A 24,593-nucleotide genomic window follows, 5' to 3' on the forward strand; every position below is an offset into this window, starting at 1 on the left:
ATAAGTAATACTTTGAGGAGCGATATGGACAAGCTTGCTGTCATGGCTACCTTCATGCGCGTCGCCGAACGGGGAACGTTTTCGGCTGCGGCGCGGGAGCTTGGGTTGAGCCAACCGGCTGTGAGCCAGCAGATCGCGGCGCTCGAACGCCATCTCGGCGCGCGGTTGTTTCACCGTTCGACCCGGCGCCTGACGCTCAGCGACAGTGGTGCTGCCTATTATCGGCAGGCGCAGCAGATCGTGCAGGCGCTGGAAGAGGCGGAAGACGCGGTAAGGGCGCAGACAAGCGAACTGCATGGCGTGCTCAGGGTGAGCGGGCCGGTCGGCCTCGGGCAGACTGACCTGGCGGATGCGCTGATCGCGTTTCGGCGGGACTATCCCGGCCTTGTCGTCGAACTGCTGCTCGACGATCGATATTCCGACCTGATCGCAGAGGGGATCGATGTGGCGATCCGGCTCGGCTCCATGCCGTCCTCCGGTCTGGTGGCGCGAAAGCTCGGCAGTTTCGATCGCATATTGGTGGCATCCGCCGGCTATATTGCGGCGAACGGCTCACCCGGGACGCCGGCAGAACTGGACCAGCATCCGCATGTCGGCTTCATCTGGTCGCCACGGGGCGACAGCATACCGCTGCTCGGCCCTGAGGGGCCGGTGGACGTGCCGGTGCGGCCGGTATTTCTTGCCAATAATGCCTTCGTGCTCAACAAGGCACTGCTCTCTGGCCTCGGCATTGGCGGGGCGCAATTGCCGCTCGTCCAGTCCGATCTCGATGATGGCCGGCTGGTGCGGATATTGCCGGCCTATTCATATGCGCCGCTCGAGATTCATGCCGTCTACCCAAGCGGCCGCTTCGTGCCGCGCAAGACCCGCCTGTTCGTGGAGTTTCTCGCACTGGCGCTGTCCCGCATACCGGGTATAAAGGCTGGCCGCAGCGCATAGAACCAATTGGGGGAACAATGGCACAAACAGCGATATTCTGGCCGATGATTGCGCTCACCGCATTGATCTACGCCGTCTATGGCCTGCTGCTCGTCCGCCGCGCCATCGCTGTGCGGGCAGGGCAGGCCAAGCCGAGCGATTTCAGGATTCCGCTTGCCGATCCGCAAGCCAGCGCGACGACGATCCGCAATCTCGTCAATCTGTTCGAACTGCCGGTGCTCTTCTATGTGGTCTGCCTCGCGCTCTATATGACGCGTGGAGCGGATATGGCCGCAGTCATCGTCGCCTGGCTGTTCGTCGGCACCCGTTTCGCCCATACGCTTGTCCACACGACGACCAACCGCCTGCGTTATCGCCAGGTGCTGTTTGCGCTGGGTTTCATTCTGAACGGCCTGCTATGGCTGTTGCTTGCGCTGCAGCTGCTGCTGCCGCCGGCGGCGTGAGATGTCAGGCGGCCAATTGGCCGAGCTCCGACTCTGACAGGATAAGCTGCTTGCTGCAACTGGCTATCGCCTTCGCCAGCGCTTCGAAATCATCCTTTCGCGCGCTCTGCTTGCGCCAGACCAGGCCGATCTCTCGTGCCGGTTCAGGCGCGGCGAAGGACGCGATCCGCACGTCGGACCGCGTTGCTTCCGTGCGAACGGCGATCTCGGGAATGAGCGTCAGCCCCATGCCGTGGCTCACCATCTGCAGCAGCGTGGCGAGGCTCGTCGCACCGTAATTGACCAATTGGCGCTGCTTGACGTTGCCGCATACTGCCAGCGCCTGATCGCGCAGGCAGTGCCCCTCTTCCAGCAGCAGCAGTCGTTCCAGCGCAACGCTTTCCTGCGTCAGCGGTGAGGCGAGTATGTCGCGGTCATTGCTCGAGGTCGCAATGAGGAAGCGATCGCGAAAGAGCGGCTCGGTGTGCAGGCCCTCATGATCGATCGGCAGCGCAACAAGAAGAACGTCGAGTTCGCCGAGGCGCAGATCCTCCACGAGCTTCGATGTCACCGCCTCGCGCAGTTCCATGGAAAGATCCGGATAGGAGGCGCGCAGATCCGGTATCAGCACCGGCAGGAGATAGGGCGCAATCGTCGGAATGATCCCGAGCCGCAATTCGCCGCGCAATATGCCACGCTTCTCCGAGGCGAAATCGTCCAGCGCCCGGATCTCGTCGAGAATATTGCGGATTTTCGGCAGCAGCCGTCGTCCGGTCTCCGTCAGCACCACGTTCCTGCGTGTGCGCTCGAAGAGCGGCATGCCGAGCCTCGTCTCCATCTCCGCGATCTGCGCCGAGAGCGCGGGCTGCGAAATCCGCGCCGCTTCGGCTGCCTTGCGGAAATGCAGCGTCGTCGCGAGGACATCGAAATAGCGCATCTGGCGGACGGAAAACATGATAGGTTTATCCTATCAATAATAATTCTAAATACAATTGGAAACTATGATTAGAACTGTTCTATGGTTGGCGAGAGGAGCCCATGCGGCGCCTATCCATTTATCACGAACGTAAATCAGGGGAGAGCTTCATGGCCGACCGTCCAACATTGACGACGACCGCCGGTGCGCCGGTTTCCGATAACCAGAATTCCAAGACTGCTGGTGAGCGCGGTCCCGTACTGCTCGACGATTATCAGCTGCTCGAAAAGCTTGCCCACCAGAACCGCGAGCGTATTCCGGAGCGCGTCGTTCACGCCAAGGGCTGGGGTGCCTATGGCACATTGAAGATCACCGGGGACATTTCCCGCTACACGAAGGCCAAGGCGCTTCAGCCCGGCGCCGAGACGCCGCTGCTGCTGCGTTTCTCGACCGTGGCCGGTGAGCTTGGTGCAGCCGATGCCGAGCGCGATGTGCGCGGCTTTGCCATCAAGTTCTATACGAGCGAAGGCAATTGGGACCTTGTCGGCAACAATACGCCGGTTTTCTTCGTCCGCGATCCACTGAAATTCCCGGATTTCATCCACACGCAGAAGCGTCACCCCCGCACCAACCTGCGTTCGGCTACCGCCATGTGGGACTTCTGGTCGCTTTCGCCGGAAAGCCTGCATCAGGTAACGATCCTGATGTCGGACCGCGGCCTGCCGGTCGCGCCGATGTACATGAACGGCTATGGCTCGCACACCTATTCCTTCTGGAACGATGCGGGCGAGCGCTTCTGGGTCAAGTTCCACTTCAAGACCCAGCAGGGGCACCGCTTCTATACCAATGCGGAAGCGGAAGAACTGATCGGCAAGTCGCGCGAAACCTACCAGGAAGAACTCTTCGGCGGCATCGAGCGCGGCGAATATCCGAAATGGACCGTTCAGGTGCAGGTCATGACCGAGGCCGAAGCGGAACGTACGAGCTACAATCCGTTCGATCTCACCAAGGTTTGGCCGCATGGCGAATTCCCGCCGATCGAGATCGGCGTGCTCGAACTCAACCGCAACGCCGATAATTATTTCGCCGAGATCGAACAGGCTGCCTTCTCGCCGTCCAATATCGTTCCCGGCATCGGCCATTCGCCGGACAAGATGCTGCAGGCCCGGGTATTCTCCTATGCCGATGCGCATCGCTATCGCCTCGGTACGCATTACGAAGCCCTGCCGGTCAACGCGCCGAAATGCCCGGTCCATCACTACCACAAGGACGGCTCGATGAATTTCTTCGGCCAGAAGACCGGCAATGTCGACGCCTATTACGAGCCCAACAGCTTCTCGGGCGCTGCCGAGCAGCCGGCCGCGAAGGAGCCGCCGCTGCGCCTGTCAGGTGATGCGGACCGCTACAACCACCGCGTCGGCAATGATGATTACGGCCAGGTCACGGCTCTGTTCAACCTCTTCGACGAGGCACAGCGCGCGCGCCTGTTCTCCAACATCGCCGCTGCGATGGGCGGCGTTCCGGGCAATATCATCGAGCGTCAGCTCGTCCATTTCGGCCGCGTCCATCCCGATTATGAAGCAGGTGTCCGCGCTGCGCTGAAAGAGGCGCATGGCTACGAGGCCAATGCCATTTCGAACGACGAGAAGAACGTCGCCGCCGAGTAGGAACGCGCACCGTTTCCACTGCGACAGATTGAACGCGAAAGCCGGGGTCTCGTGCCCCGGCTTTCTTTTATGCTCATTGCCATGTATGCGACGGGCAAGGATTAGCAAAAGGAACGTATATGCGACTTGGTGGACGCCTGCAGGCCGCGATCGAAGTGCTGGAAGATATCGAGACCCGCAAGCGGCCGGCTTCCGACGCGTTAAAGGATTGGGGTCTCTCGCATCGTTTCGCCGGCGCCGGCGATCGGGCGGTGATCGGCAATATCGTTTATGATGCGCTGCGCCGCAGGCAATCGCTCGCCTGGCGCATGGATAGCGATTCGGCGCGCCACATCGCCTATGGCGTCCTGCTTTCCGATGCGGAACTGAGCAATGAAGCCATCGAGGAGATGCTGGCGGGCGACAAGTTCGCGCCGGCGCCCATCGAGGCCGTTCAGCTCGAAAACTGGCAGACCCGGCAGCTGTCGCAGGCGCCGGATTTCGTCCGCGCGGACGTGCCGGAATGGTGCGTGCCGCATTTCGAGGCTGTATTCGGCGACGACTGGATTGCCGAGGCTGCCGCCCTCGGCGACAGGCCGCCCGTCGATCTGCGCGTCAACACATTGAAGGCCAACCGCGACAAGGTGCTGAAGGAACTCGCCCGGGCCGGCGCCGTCGCCGCGCCGCTGCTTGGATCGGCCATGCGCATAGCGCCGCTGCGCGCCATGGGCCGCCATCCGAATGTGCAGGCCGAGCCTGCCTTCCAGCGCGGCCTTTTCGAAGTACAGGACCTCGGCTCGCAGCTGGCCGCGAAGCTGGCGAATGTGCAGCCCGGCCAGCAGGTGCTCGACTATTGCGCCGGTGCCGGCGGCAAGACGCTGGCCATGGCCGCGGATATGGGCAACAAGGGCCAGATCCATGCCTTCGACGCGGAGCGCGCACGCCTCGCGCCGATCTTCGACCGCCTGAAACGCGCCGGCGTGCGCAACACGCAGCCGCATGCGAGCATCGGCGATCTTGCCCAGTTCGAAAGGCAGATGGACCTCGTTCTCGTCGACGCGCCCTGTACGGGGTCCGGCACATGGCGGCGGCGGCCCGATGCGAAATGGCGCCTCAGCGAGCAGCAACTGGAGCGGCGCATGGTCGAACAGCGCGATGTACTTGAGGCAGCAAAGGCCTATGTGAAGCCCTCCGGCCGCCTCGTCTACATCACCTGCTCGCTGTTCGCAGCCGAGAATGCACGGCAGGTGAGCGTTTTCCTTGAGAACAATGCCGATTTCACGCCGGTGGATACGCAGCCGCGATGGGACGAGGTGGTGGAAGCCGACCCCTCGCTGCGGCCGCTGTTCCGCGACGGCGCCGCAATCCTGTCGCCGCTGGCCACCTCTACCGACGGCTTTTTCATTTCGGTTCTCAGGCGCGGCAAATAAGGCTACAACAGCCGCCAGTGTAGACGAGGTCTCAACATGTCCCGTTCCGTGGCGTTCCTGCTGTTTCTCGTTCTCGTCGTCGGCGGCGGCCTGGCGATTGGTTACATCACGCTTCCCGGCGAATGGTATGCGGGCCTGGCCAAGCCGCCGTTCAACCCGCCAAACTGGCTATTCGCGCCCGTCTGGACCGTGCTTTACGTTCTCATTGCCATTGCCGGCTGGCGGGTCTGGGATCGCGGCCTGGCGCGGCCGCAGCAGCTCTGGTGGGCGCAACTGGTGCTGAACTTCCTCTGGTCGCCGGCCTTTTTCGGTTTCCAGGGCATGGCGACGGCGCTTGCCGTCATAATCCTGCTCCTCGTCGCCATAGTGGCCTTCATCAAGGCCAGCTGGAACGCCGAACGTACCGCAGCCGCGCTTTTCCTGCCCTATCTGCTCTGGGTCGCCTTCGCGACGCTGCTCAACGCCTCCCTCCTTTACCTCAATGGCAGTGCCTGACATGCTTGAAGACATAGTGATGATCGCGGGCAGGCGGGTGCTGTTCGTCATGGCGGTCGATGCGGAATACGGTCCCCATCTGCAGCGGCTGTTCAAGCCGCTGATCACCGGCGTCGGGCCGGTGGAATCGGCCGTCAGCATCGCTGCGACCCTCGCCAGCCTCGCCGCCAATGCGTCGCTGCCGCATCTGGTCGTCTCCCTCGGTTCGGCGGGTTCGCGCAGCCTCGAGCAGACGGAAATCTACCAGGCGACGAGCGTGTCCTACCGGGACATGGATGCCTCGCCACTCGGTTTCGTCAAGGGTGCGACGCCCTTCCTCGACCTTCCGGTCAAGGTGCCGCTGCCGCATCGCATTCCCGGCATCAAGGAGGCCTCGCTCTCGTCCGGCGCCAATATCGTGTCCGGCCCGGCCTATGACCTTGTCGATGCCGACATGGTGGAAATGGAGACGTTCTCGATCCTGCGGGCCTGCCAGCGCTTCGGGATTCCGCTGATCGGCCTGCGCGGCATCTCGGATGGTGCGAGGGAACTCCAGCACCTCAACGACTGGACGGAATATCTGCACGTCATCGACGAGAAATTGGCACAGGCCGTGGAATTGATGGCAAGCGCAATCGAGGACGGGACTACCTCTATTTAAATTCGCAATCTTGTATATTGATACTAGAATATGATACTATTATATGAATTTGAGCAAAAGACACGCCGAGACGCTTGCAGGGATTTTCGCTGATCCGGTTCGTGCGACAATCGCCTGGCGGGACATCGAAGCCCTGTTCATCGCCTGTGGCGCCGAGATCAGCGAAGGAAGCGGATCCCGCGTTCGAGTGGCGTTGAAGAATGTTCGGGCGGTGTTCCATCGTCCTCATCCGCAGAAGGAAACGGACAAGGGCGCGGTTAAATCGGTGCGGCGGTTCTTACAGGAAGCAGAGATACGGCCATGACGACGATGCATTACAAGGGCTATGAAGCCATCATTGAGTTCGACGAGGATGCCGGGCTTTTTCACGGCGAAGTCATCAATCTTCGCGATGTGATTACGTTTCAGGGAGAATCGGCGTCGGGCCTGAAGCAGGCCTTTGCCGATTCGATCGAAGACTATCTACGATTTTGTGAAGAGCGGGGCGAAGAGCCCGAGAAGCCGTTCTCCGGGCAGTTCGTGATCCGCACCGAGCCGGTCCTGCACAAGGCAGTTTCGACTGCCGCGCGGCGTGCCGGCGTAAGTTTGAACAAATGGGTGGTTGCCGCTCTCGAGCGTTCCATCCGCTGAATTTTCCGGGCCGGCCTGTCGCGTTTTATCAGGAACTGGATGACTTGGTCGCAGGGCTCGACTATCCATTGCACCTGTCTTCGATTTGCTTTAAAGGCCCGCCATGAGCACTCCTCCCGACACCGTTCTTATCATCGATTTTGGCAGCCAGGTAACGCAGCTGATCGCGCGGCGCGTCCGCGAGGCTGGCGTTTACTCCGAAATCGTTCCGTTTCAGTCCGCCGAAGCAGCATTCCGGCAGTTGAAGCCCAAGGCCGTCATCCTTTCCGGTAGCCCGCATTCGACTATCGACATCGGGTCCCCGCGTGCACCGCAGGCGATATTCGAGGCCGATATTCCGGTGCTCGGCATCTGCTATGGCGAACAGACCATGTGCGCCCAGCTCGGCGGCAAGGTCGAGGGCGGCCATCACCGCGAGTTCGGCCGTGCATTTCTCGACATCCAGGCCGAATGCGCGCTGTTCGAGGGCGTATGGGCCAAGGGCACCCGCCATCAGGTGTGGATGAGCCATGGCGACCGCGTCGTGTCGATACCCGAAGGCTTCAAGGTCGTCGGTACGTCGACCGGCGCGCCGTTTGCCGCCATCGCCAATGAGGAGCGGCGCTATTACGCCGTGCAGTTCCACCCGGAGGTGGTGCATACGCCGGACGGTTCCAAGCTGCTGCAGAATTTCGTGCATCGCATCGCCGGCATCGAGGGCGATTGGTCGATGTCCGCCTATCGCGAGAAGGCTGTCGAACTCATCCGCAAGCAGGTGGGCGACAAGAAGGTCATCTGCGCGCTCTCCGGCGGCGTCGATTCCTCCGTTGCGGCGCTGCTCATCCATGAGGCCGTTGGCGACCAGCTGACCTGTATCCTCGTCGACCATGGCCTCATGCGCAAGAATGAAGCCGCCGACGTCGTGGAGATGTTCCGCGAACATTACAATCTGCCGCTGGTGCTGGTGAACGCGCAAGATCGTTTCATCGATGCGCTGGAAGGCGAGGCGGACCCGGAGAAGAAGCGCAAGACGATCGGCCGGCTGTTCATCGAAGTGTTCGAAGAGGAAGCAAAGAAGCTCGGCGGTGCCGATTTCCTCGCCCAGGGCACGCTCTATCCCGACGTTATCGAGAGCGTTTCCTTCACCGGCGGACCCTCGGTGACGATCAAGTCGCATCACAATGTCGGCGGCCTGCCGGAGCGCATGAACATGCAGCTCGTCGAGCCGCTGCGCGAGCTCTTCAAGGATGAAGTGCGCGTCCTTGGCAAGGAACTCGGGCTGCCCGATCATTTCATCGGCCGTCATCCTTTCCCGGGTCCTGGCCTCGCCATCCGCTGCCCCGGCGGCGTGACGCGCGAGAAGCTGGAAATCCTGCGCGAAGCCGATGCAGTCTATCTCGACGAGATCCGCAAGGCCGGGCTTTATGACGTGATCTGGCAGGCCTTTGCCGTGCTCCTGCCCGTGCAGACGGTCGGCGTGATGGGCGATGGCCGGACCTATGAATTCGTCTGCGCGCTACGGGCCGTGACCTCGGTCGACGGCATGACCGCCGATTTCTATCACTATGATATGAGCTTCCTCGGCCAGGCGGCAACGCGCATCATCAACGAGGTGAAGGGCATCAACCGTGTCGTCTACGACGTTACCTCCAAGCCCCCCGGCACGATCGAGTGGGAATGATTCAGGCCCATCCGAACGCCGCTGAATTTACGCTGCGGTACGACATAACGCACTGAAACAATATAATTTTCTTGACGGTGCCTATCGACACCTATCGGTGGGCACAGATCACACGTACCGTCACGGTTGACGACCCTTGCTCATATTGCCGATTTCGAAAGTACCGTCATGAGAAATGAGGCTCGCGACGGTACTTTTTTGAACTGACCCGTTGCAATCACGCCCATTATTCCCGCAGTGGAACCTGGCGCCAAAGAGTGGGACTTTCCCATGCCCGGCTGCGCGGCTACGCGGGAAACCGTCATTGCCGAGAAATTCCAGGCGAGCACAAGCATGCCAGCTTAGATTATGCGCGAGTCGACGCAAAGGATCCAACCGCCCGTTCATTTTGTCACCCCGACTTTGCCGGGGACGCGCGCATGGAGCTTACAGTCAGAACTCCTTTGACGCCAATCCAGTCGTCATGCTTTATCATCGGAAAACATGAAACCGGATCCTTCGAAATGCTTGTGAATGTTGGAGAAGCTCGTCGCATCGGTGTTGATTTTCAACTTGGAAATACGCTCGCTGCGGTTGCAGGCGCATTGAATGCAGCCGCGTTCCATGCGGTAGGCTTCTTTTCAGCCAACATGACAGGTAATGTGTCCTTGGTATCCGACCATCTGGCCACAGGAGACTTTTCACTGGGGCTTTTCGCAGGTCTTATTGTCGTCTCGTTTGTTTGTGGGGCGGCTCTCTCTACCCTGCTGGTCAATGCCGGACGGAGACGGAAGATAGCGGGCATATACGCTTATAGTATTTTGCTCGAAGCGTCTTTGCTGGTTGGCCTTGGGTTCGTCGATATTTTTGCCAACGCCAGCGTTCGGACGTCCATTCTGGTCTTTGGATTGAGTTTCCTCATGGGTCTCCAGAATGCGATTGTCACTCGAATCTCAAATGCCCGGATACGGACTACCCATGTCTCTGGCATGGCAACCGACATTGGCATTGGGATCGGTATGCTATGCGATATCGCATTAGGACACGAACGGAAGATCGACTCGGGGGAAACTGCCAGCAAGCTGCTGCTGCATTTGAATATTGTCGCATCGTTCTTGTTGGGCGGTCTTATCGGCGTTGCGATCTATCGCGAATTCGAAGCCGCTCTGCTGTTCATCGCTGCTGGAATTTTGTACGTCCTCGCAGTTCCTGGTGTTTTGAAGACGCGCAGTCAACGCGTGAGAACAGAATAATCAAGCAATAGCTTGTTCGAAGGTGGAGCTTCGCTGGCCGAGGGGCAAGCGGCTGCGCGGCTTTACCCGCACGGCCGCTGGCGCACGCTCACCTTCCTCGGCGCCTTGCGCTGCGACCGGCCGACCGCGCCGTGCGTCTTCGATGGCCCCTCAAGCCTGGCGCACAACGGTTGACGGAAATCAACCTGACAATGCCGTCACCCGATGGTCGCGCTGATAGAGGTTGCGCGGCAAGCACCAGGCGATCAACACGCCGGAGATGCCACATACTGCCGCGATGCCGTAAAGGGCCATATCCGCACTGCCCGTGGCGTCTTTCACCAGACCGACGGCGTAGGGGCCGATGATGCCGCCAATCTGGCCGATGGAATTGATGAGCGCTATGCCTGCCGCTGCGGCCATGCCGCTGAGCACCCGCGCCGGCAGCATCCAGAACAGGCCGAAAGAGCCAATGATGCCGGTGGCCGCCACGGAGAGGCCGATCAGCAACGCGAACAGACTGTTGCCGAACGCTCCGCACATCACATAGCCCACCATTCCCGCTACCGCACAGCCCACGAGATGCCAGCGGCGCTCGCCCATACGATCAGAACTGCGGGCGATCAACGGAATCAAAGCCAACGCCACCACATAGGGAATCATGGTGATGAGCCCGATGACGAAGGTGTCGGTGGTGCCCGCAGTTTTCACAAGCTGCGGCATCCAGAAGATGATGCCGTAAATGCCCATGGCAAGACCGAGATAGATCAGCGAAAAGACGTAGGTGGACGGCTCCTTGAGCGCGGCGCTGAAGGAATGGTTATCGCTGACCTTCGGATCCTGGGCAAGACGGGCCTTCAGCAGCTCCTTTTCGTGGGCGGTTAGCCACTTGGCGTCGTCGACGCGGTCGTCGAGCAGGATCAGGACCAGCAGGCCGAGAAGGACCGAGGGAATGCCCTCAAGCAGGAACAGCCACTGCCAGCCCGCCAAGCCGCCAATCTCATTCATGTATTTCATGATGGCGCCGGAGATTGGACCGCCGATGAGGCCGCAGAGCGCGATGGACATGAAGAACCAGGAATTGATACGGCCGCGCAGGCTGGCCGGGAACCAGTGCATGAAGCAAAATACCACGCCTGGGACGAAGCCCGCTTCCAGAACGCCCAGCAGAAAGCGCAATAGGTAGAACACCGTTTCGGAGCGTACGAACATCATGGCAGCCGAAGCGATGCCCCAGCTGATCATGATGCGAGCGATCCAGCGCCGTGATCCCACTCTGGCGAGGATGATGTTGCTCGGGACCTCGAACAAAAGATATCCGACAAAAAAGATGCTGGCGCCCAAGCCATACGCGGCTTCGGAGAGCCCCAATTCGCTCTGCATTTGCAGCTTGGCGAAACTGACATTCACGCGATCGAGATAGGACATTACGAAACAGGCGACGAAGAGCGGCACAATGCGCCACGTGGCCTTGCGAAGCACGGCCGCCGCGGCCTCTGAGACAATCGGCTGTGCTGCGGAATTTCCCGGTATCATCAACTATTCCTCCTATTATGTTTTTTTGTTGTATGCGCGAAGATGTGCTTCCGTCGCGCCGGCCGGTCGGTACAACGGTGACCCAGATCGTCCTGCGAGGCTTGGCGCGGACTGGTGTTGGATGTCGATTTCGGGCGTCCTGGCTATGCCCGTCACATGAGCAAGGCGCTCGATCTTCTGCTCCTGCACAGCCGAGGCGCCATCATTGTTGAATGCAGCGGGCAAAAGAACGTCGTTTCGACTGGGCGGCGTGGCATCAAAAACGGTGACGACCGTTTGCGGCGAAAGCTGTTCAAGAGCCGGGTCAGGGATGTCTGCCTTGTGCACGCCCGCATCGGCTACGATCAAGGGCCGGCGCATGCCGAGAATATCGCACTTCCCCTTTAGCAGAGCCAAGGATCCAAAGCCAAATTGGATCCGTGTCAGATAATTGAGAAGCACCATTCAGAACAATCCCTGTACTGCTTCGTCTCTTCGCATCTAGAGCGCGAATGATGTTGCAGCGCATTCGAAAGGAGTGCTGCCTTTCAAAGGCATAAGAGACAGTTCGTTCGTTGACTACTGAGAAGAATGGATACAGCTATAGCTTGGAGGAATAAAAAGATCGCGTTGTCGTCTTTGAAGCCCCCACGGTGAGGGCATCGTAAACTTTACTTTGAGGTAATTTTGCTTGACGAATGCTGCGGCATACCGCGCCAACTCAGCTGGTATGGTCTCGTCCGCAGCGAGAACATTTCTTGTTTGGCCATGGGTGGGTGATCCACAAGAACGAAGTCTCGCTTCTGAACAGGGAAAACCCGCAGTTCGGGCAGACGAAGAAGAATAACATGACGAGGCCGTGACCGGCCCAGAACACCATTGCAGGATATGTCCCGCTCGTTCCAAAGACGGTCTGGAAGAGTGGCAGCCAGCTATCGAAAGTCAGGAGCAGAAGAACTGCCCAAGCCATGAACAGCCATGATTTTGTATAAAGGGACATTGACCTTACCGGGACTCGCAGATGGATGATTCTAGTACATCGTCTGCTTGTAGTCCTCCTCCAAACCCGCATCGATCTTTCGCATTTCGTCTTCTCCCGGTGCTCCGGTCGTTTCATCAAGTATCATCTTGATCAGCGACGGCATCTGTTTGCGATCCTGATGGTAGGCTGTATCCCAGATATGCGAGCGCCTGAGGGCCTTTGCGCAATGCAGAAAGACTTCGCGGACATGCACCACTATCGCGAGGGTGGGAACACGGTTTTTGACAGACATGGTTCCGAGAAGAGTCGGGTCAGTGACGATGCGTGCTACTCCATTGACGCGCAGGGTGTCGTCGAAGCCTGGGATCATGAACAAGAGTCCCACAGCGGGATTTGCTATGATGTTGGTAAGGCTGTCCAACCGATTGTTGCCTGGACGGTCAGGGATCGCCAATGTCCTGTCGTCCAGAATACTCACGAAACCGGGCGGGTCGCCACGTGGGCTCACATCTGCCCGGCCGTTTAGATCCTGCGTGCCCAGACAAAGGAACGGCGAACGTCGGATAAATGCTTGCGCATGTACCCCAAGGCTTTCTTGAAACTTCTGTATGGCGAGGTCATGCGTGGCTGCGTAAAGGTCGCGCAACGCTTCTTCGCTGTCGATGACGAATTTAGGGTCCATACCTCTCCTCCCAAGGGGCATTCATGAATGCCTCAAGATGAGGTGCGTACATCAATCTTGTCAAGCGCTGACGCGGATGGAACCATTTTCCGTTTCGCAGACCCTATTGAAGTGCATCCTCGTGTGCCTCCAGGAATTTAAGGTCGAGTAACTCATCACGGCCAGGTGGACGACCGGGTTGGTTGGTGCCGCAAATCAACCGGCTGCGCCTTGCAAAGCGCGTTCGGCGCAGACTTCAGGTTTGCGTCGATAGCCGTCATGAGCGAGGTGTACTCATTTCATCGATTTGAACGTCTCAAAAATCAACGCCCTCAGCCAACGATGAACTGGGTCCGCATCCATACGCGGGTGCCACGCCTGTACGATGTCGAAACTCGGAACGGCGACCGGCAGCTCGAACGTCCTGATCTGGCTGGTGGCGGCGGATTTATGATACGACTTCGGAATCGCGCCGATCAAATCGGATGCCGCCGCGACGGCGATCACCGCTGGAAAGCTTGGCACTATCAGCCTGACATCGCGGTAAACGCCGAGTTCAGCGAGCGCCCTGTCAACCGGACCGGCAAAATCCGCCTGCGGTGAAAAGACCACGTGCCCCCAGGCGGCATAGCTTCCGACCGTGATCTGCTTGGCATCGAAAATCGGGTGACCTGTCTTTGCGAGACCGACGTAGCGGTCTTCGAAAAGGGTCTGGCAACGCAGTTCTCCACTCTCCGACGGGAGGACGCCGATGTCCAGATCCACTGCGGCGTCTCGCAGGGATTGAACATCCTTGTCCGACCTCGGCGCAAACCGAAGCTTTATTCCTGGGGCCGCGTCGGCCACAGCGGCGCTCAGGTCGGCGGCGAAGATAAGCACGAATGCCTCATTGGCACGGATGGTGAAATGGCGCCGCACGTCCCGGATATCGACGGTCGATGCTGGACTGAGCACGGTTTGCACGGCGGCCCTCAACGAATGCACGTCGGCGGCAATCGCCAAGGCATGCTGGGTCGCAACCATGCCACGCCCGGCCGGTACCAGGATCGGATCGCCTAGCCTCGCCCTCAACCGCGACAGCGTCCGGCTCATGGCGGACGTACTGAGGCCAAGCCGGCGCGCGGCGGCAGTCACGCTTTTTTCCTGCAGCAACGCATCCAGCGCCACCAAAAGGTTGAGGTCGAGATCGGACATATTGCTCATTTACTCAAGTATGGCGTTGTACGCAACTGTCAGTTGACTTCTTTGCGTCTGGCGCCATCACCCGATTGGCGCTAATTAGTCGGCCATCCGGCAACGACTGGGAGTTTCTCAATGTCCATCACCTCCACTGCGCCGCTTTCAAATGACGGCCTGGCATCGCCTCGACGGTACCTGGCCACAATATTCATACTTTTAGCGGCCGTCCTCGTCGTCCTGGACGGAGCCATTGCCAACGTCGCCTTGCCGTCTATCGCGCTCTCGCTGCACGCGCAGGCGGAAAGCACCGTATGGGTGGTCTCGGCCTATCAGTTGGCCGTGCTGGTGGCCCTTCTTCCGTGTGGCGCGCTGGGCGAAATCTACGGCCCGCGGCGGGTCTTCTTGATTGGCGTCGCATTGTTCACTGCAGCTTCCGCGGCCTGCGCCTTCGCGGGCGACCTTCCCGTCCTAATCCTGGCTCGTTTCGTGCAGGGTCTTGGCGCGGGCGCGATCATGGCGCTCGCCATGATGAACCTGCGTTCGGTGTTGCCGCAGCACATGCTTGGTCCGATCATAGGCGTCAACGCCATGGTTATTGCCATTTCTTCCGCGGCAGGCCCCGGAATTGCTGGCGCCGTCCTTTCCGTCACGACCTGGCCCTGGTTGTTTGCGGTCAATATACCTCTTGGCGCCATCGTTCTCATCGGCGGCGGCTTGCTGGCGCAAGTCGAGGGCAAAAAGCGGAAGTTGAACGCGAAGGCATTGCTGGCCAACACACTGATGTTCATCCTGTTCTTCTGCGGTGCCGACCAGATAGCGACCGCGCCGGTCAGCGGTGCGGTCCTCGTCGCCGCCTCGGTCGCTTGCCTTCTTATCCTGCTGCGCCTGGAACGCAGTAGCGAGGCGCCGATCATTCCGACGGATCTGCTGGCGGCACCGGCATTCCGAGTGGCGGTCATCGCCTCGATATCCTGCTTCTGCGGCCAGATGTTGAGTTACATCGCGCTCCCCTTCTATCTTCAGCACACAATGCACATGACACCAGTTTCGGCCGGGCTCTACATGATGCCCTGGCCCATTGCGACCGCGATCATCGCACCGGTTTCGGGGCGTCTGGCAAACCGTGTCAAGACCGCATGGCTTTGCGCCACAGGCGGGATGCTGATGAGCGTCGGCCTCCTTGTTGCCGCTTTCAGCCCGGCCGATCCGAAAGGTATCGCATTTCTGGCCGGCACGGTGATTGCCGGCCTCGGATTCGGACTGTTCCAGACGCCGAACAACCGGGTTCTGCTTCTCTCCGCACCGAAAGCGAGAAACGGCGCGGCCGGCGCTATGCAGGGCACCGCGCGGCTTCTCGGCCAGACCTTGGGTGGAATCTCGATGTCAATCATCTTCGCAACGCTGCCGCTCTCCGCAGCACTGGAATCTGCGGTGGCCATTTCTGCCGGCTGCGCGGCGACTGCCGGCCTGGTCAGCCTAAGCCGGGCCCGTTACGAACTGGCGGGACACCTGGGAGACATCTACGCTTCCACGAAGCAACGGAAGGGTGGTGGGTTCAAGTGACTTTAGACGCATCTCGCAATTCAGGCCGACGCCGCTGAAGAGGTTCGACATGACTACAAGGGCCAAGTTTTCAAAGGCGATGGGGAAATGTGAGCTACGTTCCCTTCAAGGAGCGTTCTTTTGACACTTGTCGCAGGCGCTGCGATATCTCCTCTCGCGCGTATTTCACCAATGATTTTACCAGTCGTTGTTGAGGACGCGAATTGGAGCTGACAGCGGCGAGGGTGATCTGGACGCGCGGTCGAAATGGCAGGGTGCGCATTGCAGTGTGAGGCCGGCAGGACGCGGTCAATTCATCGATGATGGCGACGCCGACGCCCTGCTCGACGCAGTAACCGGCCACGTTCATGAAGCGGACGTCGACGCTGGGGTTGAAAGCCACGCGGCTTTTCTGAAAGGCCTCCTCGATCAGTTTGTTGATGCGGCTGCCTGAGCCGGCCTTCAGCATCGGCATCTGGTCGATATCGACGGGCGTGACGAACTGCAGCCTGCCCAGTTCGCTCTTTGCGGAGAACGCACAGACCATGTCGAGCGTGGCGAGCGGGGTCTGGTCCAGGGTCGGTCGTGGATAGGGCTCCATGGCGAAGCCGATATCCGATACGCCTGTCTCTACATAGTTGAGGACCGTGTCCAAGCGGTGCGTCTCGAGCGAGACATCGACACCGAGGTGATTCTGCAGAAACCGCGATATCAACTGGGGCATGAGCGATTCCGAAAGTTCGGCGGTCGCCGCCACCCGGATGCTCCCCTTGCGCCCCGCCTTCAGGTAACTGGCTGTCTGCATCACTGCATCGCGCATCAGGAAGAGATGTTCTGCATCGGCGAGCAGAACCTGCGCCTCGGGCGTCGGTATGAGGCGATTATTGACCCTCTCGAACAGAAGGAACCCGAGCGAGGCTTCGGCGCTCTTGATGGAATTGGAGACGGCCGGCTGGGACATTCCGAGATCCTGCGCCGCCGCGATGGTCGAGTGGGTCCGCACCACAGCCGCCAGAATTTCCAATTGACGTAAGTTCATCGCAACGCGATCCTCGAAAAAGGCAGCTATTTCAATGAAATATATTCAACGAGAATATGAATTCAATGAATAATATAATTGACGTCGATATTGTCATGTATGAATTCGCGCTCCTATAATTGCCTCATTCGGCGGCACCGCTTGCCTCTGAGTAAAAAATAGTCAGAGCTAGAAGGCGTGCGTGTGTCGATGACTCTCTTGAGCGGCGTTAAGATCCTCAGCTTCAATCACTTCCTGGCAGGTCCGCTCGCTGCCCAGACGCTTGCCGATCTGGGGGCGGATGTCATCGCCGTGGAGCCTATCGAGGGCGCTTTCCAGCGCAATTGGGCTGTTGCCAACCGTTTCGTCGAAGGAGACAGCGTCAATCATCTGGCGACTGGCCGCAACAAGCGCAGCATTGCAGTCGACCTGAAGAACCCGCAAGGGCTCGCGGCCGTGAAGAAGCTGGTTGCGACGGCCGACGTGGTGATGGAGAATTTTCGGCCCGGCACGATGGAAAAGCTCGGTCTCGGTTACGAAGTGCTGAAAGCCATCAATCCCGGCATCATATATGCGGTCGCGACGGGTTTCGGCGGCGACGGTCCTTATCGCGACCGGCCGGGCCAGGACCTGCTCCTGCAGGCGATGTCCGGTCTAGCTGCTCGTACCGGCCGGGCAGATGGAGCGCCGACGCCCGTGGGGGCCGTGATCGTCGACCAGCACGCAGCCTCGCTCTATGCGATGGCGATCCTGGCCGCTCTGTTTGCCAAGGCGAAGACAGGAGCTGGCCGACTTGTCGAGGTGAATCTCTACCTCGCGGCAATCGACTTGCAGGTCGAGCCGCTGACGGCCTGGCTGAATGGTGCCGCGTCACCCACTTCGCGCGGTCCTTCCGGCATAGCGTCGTGGTTTTCCCCCGGTCCCTATGGCATCCACGCGACAGCCGACGGTCATCTCGCCCTGTCGATGGCGGCGCCCAGGGCGCTTGCTGCGGCGCTCGGCATAAAGGCGCTCGAAGCTTTCACGGATGCCGACAGTTTCGCCCGTCGCGAGGAGATTACCCGTCTCGTCGCTGACACGCTCAAGGAAAAGGCGACTTCAGACTGGCTGCCCGGGCTCGAGGCCGGCAAGATCTGGCATGCGCCGGTTCAGGACTATGAAGACCTGCGGGCCGACCCGCAGCTTGAGCACATGCAAGCCTTCAAGACCGTCGAAGGCGCTTACGGCCAGAACGTGACGATGGTCATGCACCCGGCCCGCTATGACGGCAAGTCTCCCGAAATCAAGCTTGTGCCGCAGCGCCTCGGCGCCCAGACCCGCGAGGTCCTTGGCGAGGCAGGCTACAGCGACGCCGAGATCGAGGCGCTTTTCGCGGCATCCGCCGTCGGAGTGCAATGATGGCGGGGTCGATGAAGATCGGGATGAAGGTCATCAGTTTCTGCCACTATCTGCAGGGACCGGCCTGCTGCCAGTACCTTGCCGATATGGGGGCCGATGTCATCAAGGTCGAGCCGCTCAAAGGCGCCTTCGAGCGGCACTGGTCCGGAGGCAATTCCTGGGTTACCGATGTCAGTGCCTTTTCACTGGCGGTAAACCGCAACAAGCGGTCGATCGCCATCGACCTGAAATCCGAAGAAGGCCTGGCGATCGCACGCGCATTGATCGCGGACGCCGACGTGCTGGTGGAGAACTACCGGCCCGGGGTGCTCGATAGGTTGGGTCTTGGCTACGAGGCGGTGCGCGCCTTCAATCCGACGATCATCTATGCGTCTGCCTCCGGGCTTGGGGCAACCGGGCCGGCAGCCAGGCGGCCGGGCCAGGATCTGCTGATGCAGGCGCGTTCGGGACTGGTAGCGGCAACCGGCGGCGGGGAGGAAGGTCCCTCGGTCGTTGGCGCTGCCGTAATCGACCAGCATGGCGGCTCGCTGCTCGCCATGGGCGTGCTCGGCGCCTATGTGCGCCGGCTGCAGACAGGCGAGGGAGCCAGAGTGGAATCGAGCCTGTTTGCGGCTGCGATCGACCTTCAGGTGGAAGCGCTGACCAAATATTATGCAGCGCCTGATCGGGCGAGCAAGCTCAAGCGCGGTCGCAATTGCGGCAGCTGGTATCATGATGCGCCTTACGGGCTCTACACGCTTTCCGATGCGCGCATCGTGCTGTCGATGAACGATGCCACGAAGCTTGCCGATGCGCTTGACAGCGACATATTGCGGCAGTTGCGCTCGATCGACCGCTATGCCGAGCGGGACCGTTATGCGGCGGTCCTGGCCGAGATCCTTGCACCGCTCTGTTTTGCCGATGTCGAGAGCCTGTTCAATAGCCACGGTGTCTGGTTTGAGCGCGTGCAGTCCTACGAGGATCTGTTGGACGATCCGCAGGCAAGGCATATGGGCGTTTTCGGCGAGATCGAGGTCAACGGCAAGACGGCGACACTGATCAACCATCCCCTGCGCTATGACGGGGGGGCGGCGCCAGCGATGCGGCGCATGCCGCTTTATGCCGGAACGGACAGTCGGGAGATCATGACGGAACTGGGCATGTCGGCCGAGAGGCAGGACAGGCTGATCGAAATGGGTGTGATCGGACAGGCCGAAACGGGTCGATCACATCAGGGATAACGCCTTCGGGCCGATTGGAAGACAAGATGATAAACTTTTCGCTGACGGACGATAGCCGGCTGCTGGTCGATACTGTCCGCAAATTCGTTGAGACCGAGGTTCAGCCGCTTGAGGAAGCGACGGAACACGACGCCCGCATTCCGCCCGAGAAGCTGGCACGCGTCAAAGCCAAGGCGCAGCAGCTCGGCCTTTATGCGATGAACATGCCGGAAGATGTCGGTGGCGGCGGCCTTTCCTGCATCGATCATTGCCTGGTCGAAGAAGAGTTCGGCAAGACCTCGGATGCCTTGATCCGCCGCGTGTTCGGGCAGGTATATCCGATGTTGCTGGCCTGCGAGGGCGATCAGCGCGAGAAATATCTTCTGCCGACCGTGCGGGGCGACAAGATTTGCGCCATGGCGATCACCGAGCCGGGCGCGGGGTCGGATGCGGCCTCGATCAGCACGACGGCGGAGCTCGATGGCGATGAATGGGTGCTCAATGGCACCAAGCATTTCATCAGCGATGGCGATATTGCCGACTATGTGATCGTCATGGCGCTGACGGACAAGGAAAAGCGGGCTCGCGGCGGCATCACGCTTTTCCTGGTCGACAAGGGCTCGGCCGGCTTCAAGGTCGCCCGCACCCAGCCGATGATGGGGCATAGGGGCTACGGTCATGCGGAACTCGCTTTCGAGAACTGCCGCATTCCAGCATCCGCCGTGCTCGGCGAGGTCGGAAACGGCTTTAGACTGATCATGAAGAGCGTCCTCGAAATTCGACTTGCGCATATCGGCGCCCGCGCTGTCGGTATGGCGACCCGTGCGCTCGAAATGATGCGTACCTATGCCAGCGAGCGCAGGCAGTTCGGCCAGGCGATAGGCGATTTCCAGATGGTGCAGAAGCTGATTGCAGACAGCGCCATCGAGATATTTGGCGTCAAGATGATGGTGCTCAACGCCGCATGGGAAATCGATCAGGGCATGGAGCCACGCGACAAGGTGTCGATGATCAAGGTTGCGGCATCCGAAATGCAGGGCCGTGTCGTCGACCGCGCCATCCAGGTGTTCGGCGGGATGGGCTTTACCAAGGAACTGCCCCTGGAGCGGATGTATCGCGATGCACGCGTCACGCGCATCTATGACGGAACGTCCGAAATTCATCGCATGCTGATTGCCCGCAGCACGATCAAGAACGGCCTCAATCTCTAAGGAAGACTTCTGATGACGACGCAATCTCCCCTGACGGTCGGTGCGACCTTCTCCTTCCGAAAGACGATGACGGTCGCCGAACAGGCAATGTTCACCGGTATCAGCGGCAATCTCGGCCCGCTTTATGTCGATGCGCGCGCTGCAGAAAAGGCGGGCGCCATGGGCATGGTATCCTTCGAGCTTGCCGTCAGCGCTCTTGCAACCACCTGCCTCAACCGTCTCGGTGGCCCCGATCGTCGCATTGGCTCCATTGAACTGTCTTTCCTCGCTCCCGTCATCATCGGCCAGTCCGTGCAGGCAAGTGCTGAGATTGCCGCGATCGAGGGCGACGACGCCATCTGCAAGGTCTCCTGTATCAACAGCGGAACCGGTGAGGAAATCATCTCCGGCGCTGCACGCCTCGTTCCCTTCGCGGCCAGGGGTTGAGCCGATGTACGATTTCAAATCCTTCGACGACCTGAATGTCGGAGACAGGACAGCGATATCCAAGACGATCACCGAGGCCGATGGTGCGCTCTATATCGCGGCGACCGGTGATTTCGGTCCCGTTCATGTCGACGAGGTCTATGCGGGCGCAACCCGCTTCGGCAAACGCCTGGCGCCCGGCATCATGGTCGCGGGCCTCTGCACCAGCATATTGACGAGCGAACTTGTCGGCGTGGTCGGTATCTCCATCGAAGATCGCTTCTGGTTTACGGGGCCCGTGGTCTATGGCGACACCATCACCTTCGAGGTCTGGATCGCCGAGAAACGGGAGGAGAACCGCACGATCATCTGGCAGGCGAGTGCCCGCAACACCGAGGGGCTGGAAGTGCTGAAAGCCGAAGCAACGCTGAAATTCCCCCGCAAGAAAACGGGGGCCTGAGAAGCAGCATGAGGACGATGATGAAGATACCGGATCTGAAAGGCCTGACTGTCGCGACGCTTCTGCCCTATCGCGAAGATTTTTCGATCGATTGGGACGATTATTCATACGTGCTCGACTATTGCGTGGCGCCGGACGGGGTGACCGCCGCACTCGTCAATGGCCACGCTGGCGAAGGCGGCCTGCTGACCGTTGCCGAGCGCCGTGAGGTGGTGGAGCGCACCCGTGCACATATTCCGCATAAGCCGCTCCTGGCCGGTATCATTGCGACCTCCACCGCCGAAGCGATCGCAGAGGCGAAGATGGCCGAGGACGCCGGGGCAGATTGTGCCGTCCTGTTCCCGCCGGGTCCGCTCGGCGGCGGCGCTTCAGCCACTTCGCGGGCACCGGTTGCCTATGTACGCGCGGTTTCCGAAGCGATCGGCATACCGGTCTCGCTGTTTCAGTATCCCGTTGCTTCCGGCTACGGCTATTCGACCGAAACGCTGTGTGAACTGGCGGCGATCGAGGGCGTGATCGCCATCAAGGAAGGCAGCGACACGATGCTTGCCTATGACGAGAACTGGCGGGCCGTGAAAAAGGCAAGCCCGGATGTGTCGGTCCTTGCATCGAACTATAACTGGTTCCTGCCGCAGATGGCTGTCGGCGCCGACGGGATTCTCTCGGGCCTCGGCAGCCTCGCGCCGCACCTTTTCGCTGAATTGTGGCAGGCAAGCGCTGCCGGCGACCTTGCCTCGATGCGGGCAGTCAACGAACGGCTCTACCCGATCGTTCGCGCCATCTACGGACCGTCGCCGTTGATCGACATGCATACCCGCATGAAGGCCGGTCTCAAAGCACTGGGGGTGATCCAGAATGCCGCGCCGAGGCCGCCGATGATGCCGACCGAGGTGGATATCGCTGCAAATATCGCAACTGTCGTGGAAGCCGCCCGCAGGGCCGGCGACATACGCGTGTGCTGACGAGATGACGATGACGGACGAGGAGGCTTTCACCCATATCGTGCGGGTCGATATCGATCCTGAACACGAGGTTGCATTCAACAACTGGTATGTCGAGACGCATTTCCCGGATTTGCTCGCCTGTCCCGGCTGGCTATCCGCCAAGCGCTATATATCCGTCGGGGACGGGCCTCGTTACGCTGCAGTCTACCAAGTGGCAGGCCGGTGGGCCTTCGAGACCCCCGAATTTCTCAGGGTCAAGGGCTTCGGTCCCTTTGAGCCTCATGTCAGGAACTTTACCCGCATCCAGCTTCGTTCGATCGACTGAGCGGCGGGTGCCACGTGCTTAGGCCGTTGCCACTTGGGGAGAGTGGCCACGGAACAAGGAATAAAAACAAGAAAAGACCTGAATTCAAGGTTTCACAACTCCGGAGATAGAACATGATGAAATCCCTAATGCTGGCAAGTGCCTTCGCCGCCCTGTTACTTTCACCAGTCGCCGCCAACGCAGCCTGTACTGCGCCGGTCATCAGCGATGAAAACCTTGTCGAAAAAGGCAAGCTGCAGCTATCGATCAACCCGACCAATCCGCCGCAGCAGTTCGTCGACAAGGATGGCAAGCTGCAGGGCCTTAATGTCGAGATGGCGGCCGAGCTGTCGAAACGCCTCTGCATGCCGGTCGAACTCGTCCGGATGGACTTCCCGGCGATGATCCCGGGCATGGCCGCCGGCCGCATCGACGGGATGAACACCGGCATGTTCTGGACCGAGGAACGTTCCAAGCTGATGTATCTGGTTCCGAATGGTCGCCAGTCGGTCTCCGTGGTCGTCGCACCGGATAGCGCCACCACCTATTCCAGCCCCGAGGAACTGCTTGGCAAGTCCTCGGCAGTCGAAGTCAGCACCTACCAGATGAACTGGCTCAAGAAGTTCAGCGACGAAAGTGTCGCCAAGGGCACGACGGCGGTTGAAATGCGCACGTTCCCGACCGCCACCAATGTTGTCAGCGCCCTGCTTGCGGGGCAGACGGACAATGCGCTGTTGGTGGACAGTGTGGCGCGCGATCTGGTGAGCAAGGGAAGGGTGAAGGAAGTGTTGTCCGGCCTCGGTGCGGCCCGCACGGCAATGTCCTTCCGCAACAAGGCCGTGGCCGAAGCTGTCGTCAAGGCCACGACCGAAATGCGGGCCGACGGCAGCTACAAGGCGCTTTTCGACAAGTTCGGATTGACGCCGCTCAACGACGACGAGCCGGTCGAGATCGCCGGCCCCGGTCCGACTTGATCGCAATCCGCTCCCGCGCGTCCCGGTAATCAACCACCGCGAGACGCGCGGATTTGAGGCCTTCAACGGCATCGAACTTTCGTGCCGCGTGCCCTACAGGAGCTGTACATGCGCTATTTTGATCCGGCGGCATTTGTCGACTACCTCTTCAACTATTTCCTATTGGGTGGCGTCCGCGTCACCATCGGACTGGCCCTGGCCGGTGTCGTCGGCGGCCTGATATTGGGCATGATTATCGCACTGATGCGAATGTCGCCGAACTTGTTGCTCTACGGCTTTGCGCGTTTCTACATCTGGTTCTTCCGGGGCACACCGCTTCTGATCCAGCTGGTCGTCATCTACACCGGTCTGCCGCAGCTTGGCATCAAGCTCGGCGTCACCGGCTCGGCTCTGGTGGGGCTTATCCTGCACGAGGCGTCGTATCTCGCTGAAATCATTCGCAGCGGCTTCATGTCGGTGCCGCAGGGACAGCGTGAGGCTGCCTGGGCACTCAGCGTTCCGCGGCGCACGATCTTCTGGCGCGTGATGCTGCCTCAGGCGTTTCGACTGATGATTCCGCCGTTCGGCAATTCGGTCAATTCACTGCTGAAAGCAACATCGCTGGCTTCCGTCATCTCGGTCGAGGAGATCATGCGGCGTAGCGATATGCTGATGCAGGAGAATTTCCAGATCCTCGAAGTCTATGCCGCGGCTGCCGTCTACTACCTGCTCCTGGTTTCTATTTGGGATCTGGTGCAGCAGCGCCTGGAACATCATTTCGGACGGTCGCTCGACCGTAATGCCAAATCCACTCCCGCCAAACGGCGCTGACT

General features: G+C 60.0%; 26 protein-coding genes and 1 pseudogene. 21 read left to right on the plus strand and 6 right to left on the minus strand.

What is annotated here, in order from left to right:
• The first annotated feature begins 24 nt into the window (after positions 1 to 24).
• Positions 25 to 939 carry a LysR family transcriptional regulator gene (locus OSJ75_RS13185; protein WP_267228387.1) on the plus strand — a complete coding sequence of 305 codons (915 nt, stop codon included), beginning with the start codon at positions 25 to 27 and terminating at the stop codon, positions 937 to 939.
• A gap of 17 nt (positions 940 to 956) precedes the next feature.
• Positions 957 to 1,382, plus strand: coding sequence for an MAPEG family protein (locus OSJ75_RS13190; RefSeq protein ID WP_267228388.1), 426 nt, complete (start codon positions 957 to 959; stop codon positions 1,380 to 1,382).
• A 4-nt stretch (positions 1,383 to 1,386) separates the two neighbouring features.
• Here OSJ75_RS13190 and OSJ75_RS13195 read toward each other — a convergent pair whose 3' ends face one another.
• Entirely contained in the window at positions 1,387 to 2,316 is a 930-nt protein-coding gene (locus tag OSJ75_RS13195) for a hydrogen peroxide-inducible genes activator (protein WP_267228390.1), read from the minus strand.
• 131 nt (positions 2,317 to 2,447) lie between these two features.
• Here OSJ75_RS13195 and katA point away from each other — a divergent pair, with 131 nt between their 5' ends.
• The 9 genes and pseudogenes from katA to OSJ75_RS13240 form a co-directional block, all read left to right on the plus strand.
• Positions 2,448 to 3,944 carry a catalase KatA gene (katA, locus tag OSJ75_RS13200; protein WP_250015081.1) on the plus strand — a complete coding sequence of 499 codons (1,497 nt, stop codon included), beginning with the start codon at positions 2,448 to 2,450 and terminating at the stop codon, positions 3,942 to 3,944.
• Positions 3,945 to 4,063: 119 nt separating this feature from the next.
• The gene (locus OSJ75_RS13205) at positions 4,064 to 5,353 is read left to right on the plus strand and encodes an RsmB/NOP family class I SAM-dependent RNA methyltransferase (RefSeq protein WP_267228391.1); all 1,290 of its coding nucleotides are present in this window, start codon (positions 4,064 to 4,066) and stop codon (positions 5,351 to 5,353) included.
• A gap of 36 nt (positions 5,354 to 5,389) precedes the next feature.
• Complete coding sequence (locus OSJ75_RS13210; RefSeq protein ID WP_250015076.1) at positions 5,390 to 5,848, plus strand: TspO/MBR family protein; 459 nt, start codon at positions 5,390 to 5,392, stop codon at positions 5,846 to 5,848.
• 1 nt (position 5,849) lies between these two features.
• Positions 5,850 to 6,488, plus strand: a complete 639-nt coding sequence (locus OSJ75_RS13215; protein WP_267228392.1) for a 5'-methylthioadenosine/S-adenosylhomocysteine nucleosidase — start codon at positions 5,850 to 5,852, stop codon at positions 6,486 to 6,488.
• A 43-nt stretch (positions 6,489 to 6,531) separates the two neighbouring features.
• Entirely contained in the window at positions 6,532 to 6,792 is a 261-nt protein-coding gene (locus OSJ75_RS13220) for a type II toxin-antitoxin system HicA family toxin (RefSeq protein ID WP_267228393.1), read from the plus strand.
• Positions 6,789 to 7,118 carry a type II toxin-antitoxin system HicB family antitoxin gene (locus OSJ75_RS13225; protein WP_250015072.1) on the plus strand — a complete coding sequence of 110 codons (330 nt, stop codon included), beginning with the start codon at positions 6,789 to 6,791 and terminating at the stop codon, positions 7,116 to 7,118. Before OSJ75_RS13220 ends, OSJ75_RS13225 begins: the two co-directional genes overlap by 4 nt.
• Positions 7,119 to 7,221: 103 nt before the next feature.
• Positions 7,222 to 8,778, plus strand: a complete 1,557-nt coding sequence (guaA, locus tag OSJ75_RS13230) for a glutamine-hydrolyzing GMP synthase (protein ID WP_267228394.1) — start codon at positions 7,222 to 7,224, stop codon at positions 8,776 to 8,778.
• A 419-nt stretch (positions 8,779 to 9,197) separates the two neighbouring features.
• Complete coding sequence (locus tag OSJ75_RS13235; RefSeq protein ID WP_267228395.1) at positions 9,198 to 10,010, plus strand: YoaK family protein; 813 nt, start codon at positions 9,198 to 9,200, stop codon at positions 10,008 to 10,010.
• A 37-nt stretch (positions 10,011 to 10,047) separates the two neighbouring features.
• Positions 10,048 to 10,160: pseudogene (locus OSJ75_RS13240) on the plus strand (IS630 family transposase); the annotation flags it as partial.
• A 30-nt stretch (positions 10,161 to 10,190) separates the two neighbouring features.
• Here OSJ75_RS13240 and OSJ75_RS13245 read toward each other — a convergent pair.
• From OSJ75_RS13245 to OSJ75_RS13260, 4 genes are all read right to left on the minus strand, one after another.
• Positions 10,191 to 11,525 (minus strand): MFS transporter, encoded by a 1,335-nt coding sequence (locus OSJ75_RS13245; RefSeq protein ID WP_250015065.1) that lies wholly within the window; start codon positions 11,523 to 11,525, stop codon positions 10,191 to 10,193.
• A gap of 15 nt (positions 11,526 to 11,540) precedes the next feature.
• Positions 11,541 to 11,969 (minus strand): hypothetical protein, encoded by a 429-nt coding sequence (locus OSJ75_RS13250; RefSeq protein WP_267228396.1) that lies wholly within the window; start codon positions 11,967 to 11,969, stop codon positions 11,541 to 11,543.
• 566 nt (positions 11,970 to 12,535) lie between these two features.
• Complete coding sequence (locus tag OSJ75_RS13255) at positions 12,536 to 13,168, minus strand: pyridoxamine 5'-phosphate oxidase family protein (protein WP_267228397.1); 633 nt, start codon at positions 13,166 to 13,168, stop codon at positions 12,536 to 12,538.
• Positions 13,169 to 13,441: 273 nt separating this feature from the next.
• On the minus strand, positions 13,442 to 14,341 hold the full coding sequence (locus OSJ75_RS13260; protein WP_267228399.1) for a LysR family transcriptional regulator: 900 nt from the start codon (positions 14,339 to 14,341) through the stop codon (positions 13,442 to 13,444).
• A 120-nt stretch (positions 14,342 to 14,461) separates the two neighbouring features.
• On the opposite strand from OSJ75_RS13260, the gene OSJ75_RS13265 reads away from it, so the two are divergent.
• Positions 14,462 to 15,889 (plus strand): MFS transporter, encoded by a 1,428-nt coding sequence (locus tag OSJ75_RS13265; RefSeq protein ID WP_267228400.1) that lies wholly within the window; start codon positions 14,462 to 14,464, stop codon positions 15,887 to 15,889.
• 94 nt (positions 15,890 to 15,983) lie between these two features.
• On the opposite strand, the gene OSJ75_RS13270 is transcribed toward OSJ75_RS13265, so the two are convergent.
• The gene (locus tag OSJ75_RS13270; protein WP_267228401.1) at positions 15,984 to 16,907 is read right to left on the minus strand and encodes a LysR family transcriptional regulator; all 924 of its coding nucleotides are present in this window, start codon (positions 16,905 to 16,907) and stop codon (positions 15,984 to 15,986) included.
• Between the two features lie 189 nt (positions 16,908 to 17,096).
• On the opposite strand from OSJ75_RS13270, the gene OSJ75_RS13275 reads away from it, so the two are divergent.
• The 9 genes from OSJ75_RS13275 (at position 17,097) to OSJ75_RS13315 (ending at position 24,591) form a co-directional block, all read left to right on the plus strand.
• Positions 17,097 to 18,284: a CaiB/BaiF CoA transferase family protein gene (locus OSJ75_RS13275; RefSeq protein ID WP_267228402.1), complete on the plus strand. Its 1,188-nt coding sequence runs from the start codon at positions 17,097 to 17,099 to the stop codon at positions 18,282 to 18,284.
• Positions 18,284 to 19,504 (plus strand): CaiB/BaiF CoA transferase family protein, encoded by a 1,221-nt coding sequence (locus OSJ75_RS13280; protein WP_267228403.1) that lies wholly within the window; start codon positions 18,284 to 18,286, stop codon positions 19,502 to 19,504. Before OSJ75_RS13275 ends, OSJ75_RS13280 begins: the two co-directional genes overlap by 1 nt.
• Positions 19,505 to 19,530: 26 nt before the next feature.
• Positions 19,531 to 20,694 carry an acyl-CoA dehydrogenase family protein gene (locus OSJ75_RS13285; RefSeq protein ID WP_267228404.1) on the plus strand — a complete coding sequence of 388 codons (1,164 nt, stop codon included), beginning with the start codon at positions 19,531 to 19,533 and terminating at the stop codon, positions 20,692 to 20,694.
• Positions 20,695 to 20,706: 12 nt separating this feature from the next.
• The gene (locus OSJ75_RS13290) at positions 20,707 to 21,120 is read left to right on the plus strand and encodes a MaoC/PaaZ C-terminal domain-containing protein (RefSeq protein ID WP_250015046.1); all 414 of its coding nucleotides are present in this window, start codon (positions 20,707 to 20,709) and stop codon (positions 21,118 to 21,120) included.
• Between the two features lie 4 nt (positions 21,121 to 21,124).
• Entirely contained in the window at positions 21,125 to 21,559 is a 435-nt protein-coding gene (locus OSJ75_RS13295; RefSeq protein ID WP_250015044.1) for a MaoC family dehydratase, read from the plus strand.
• A 17-nt stretch (positions 21,560 to 21,576) separates the two neighbouring features.
• On the plus strand, positions 21,577 to 22,521 hold the full coding sequence (locus OSJ75_RS13300) for a dihydrodipicolinate synthase family protein (protein WP_267228405.1): 945 nt from the start codon (positions 21,577 to 21,579) through the stop codon (positions 22,519 to 22,521).
• Between the two features lie 10 nt (positions 22,522 to 22,531).
• The gene (locus OSJ75_RS13305; RefSeq protein WP_250015040.1) at positions 22,532 to 22,828 is read left to right on the plus strand and encodes a DUF4286 family protein; all 297 of its coding nucleotides are present in this window, start codon (positions 22,532 to 22,534) and stop codon (positions 22,826 to 22,828) included.
• Positions 22,829 to 22,941: 113 nt separating this feature from the next.
• Positions 22,942 to 23,781 (plus strand): ABC transporter substrate-binding protein, encoded by an 840-nt coding sequence (locus tag OSJ75_RS13310; protein ID WP_267228407.1) that lies wholly within the window; start codon positions 22,942 to 22,944, stop codon positions 23,779 to 23,781.
• Positions 23,782 to 23,889: 108 nt separating this feature from the next.
• Positions 23,890 to 24,591, plus strand: coding sequence for an amino acid ABC transporter permease (locus OSJ75_RS13315; protein ID WP_250015035.1), 702 nt, complete (start codon positions 23,890 to 23,892; stop codon positions 24,589 to 24,591).
• The last annotated feature ends 2 nt before the right edge of the window (positions 24,592 to 24,593 follow it).

Source organism: Phyllobacterium sp. 0TCS1.6A (assembly GCF_026420825.1).
GTDB lineage: Bacteria > Pseudomonadota > Alphaproteobacteria > Rhizobiales > Rhizobiaceae > Phyllobacterium.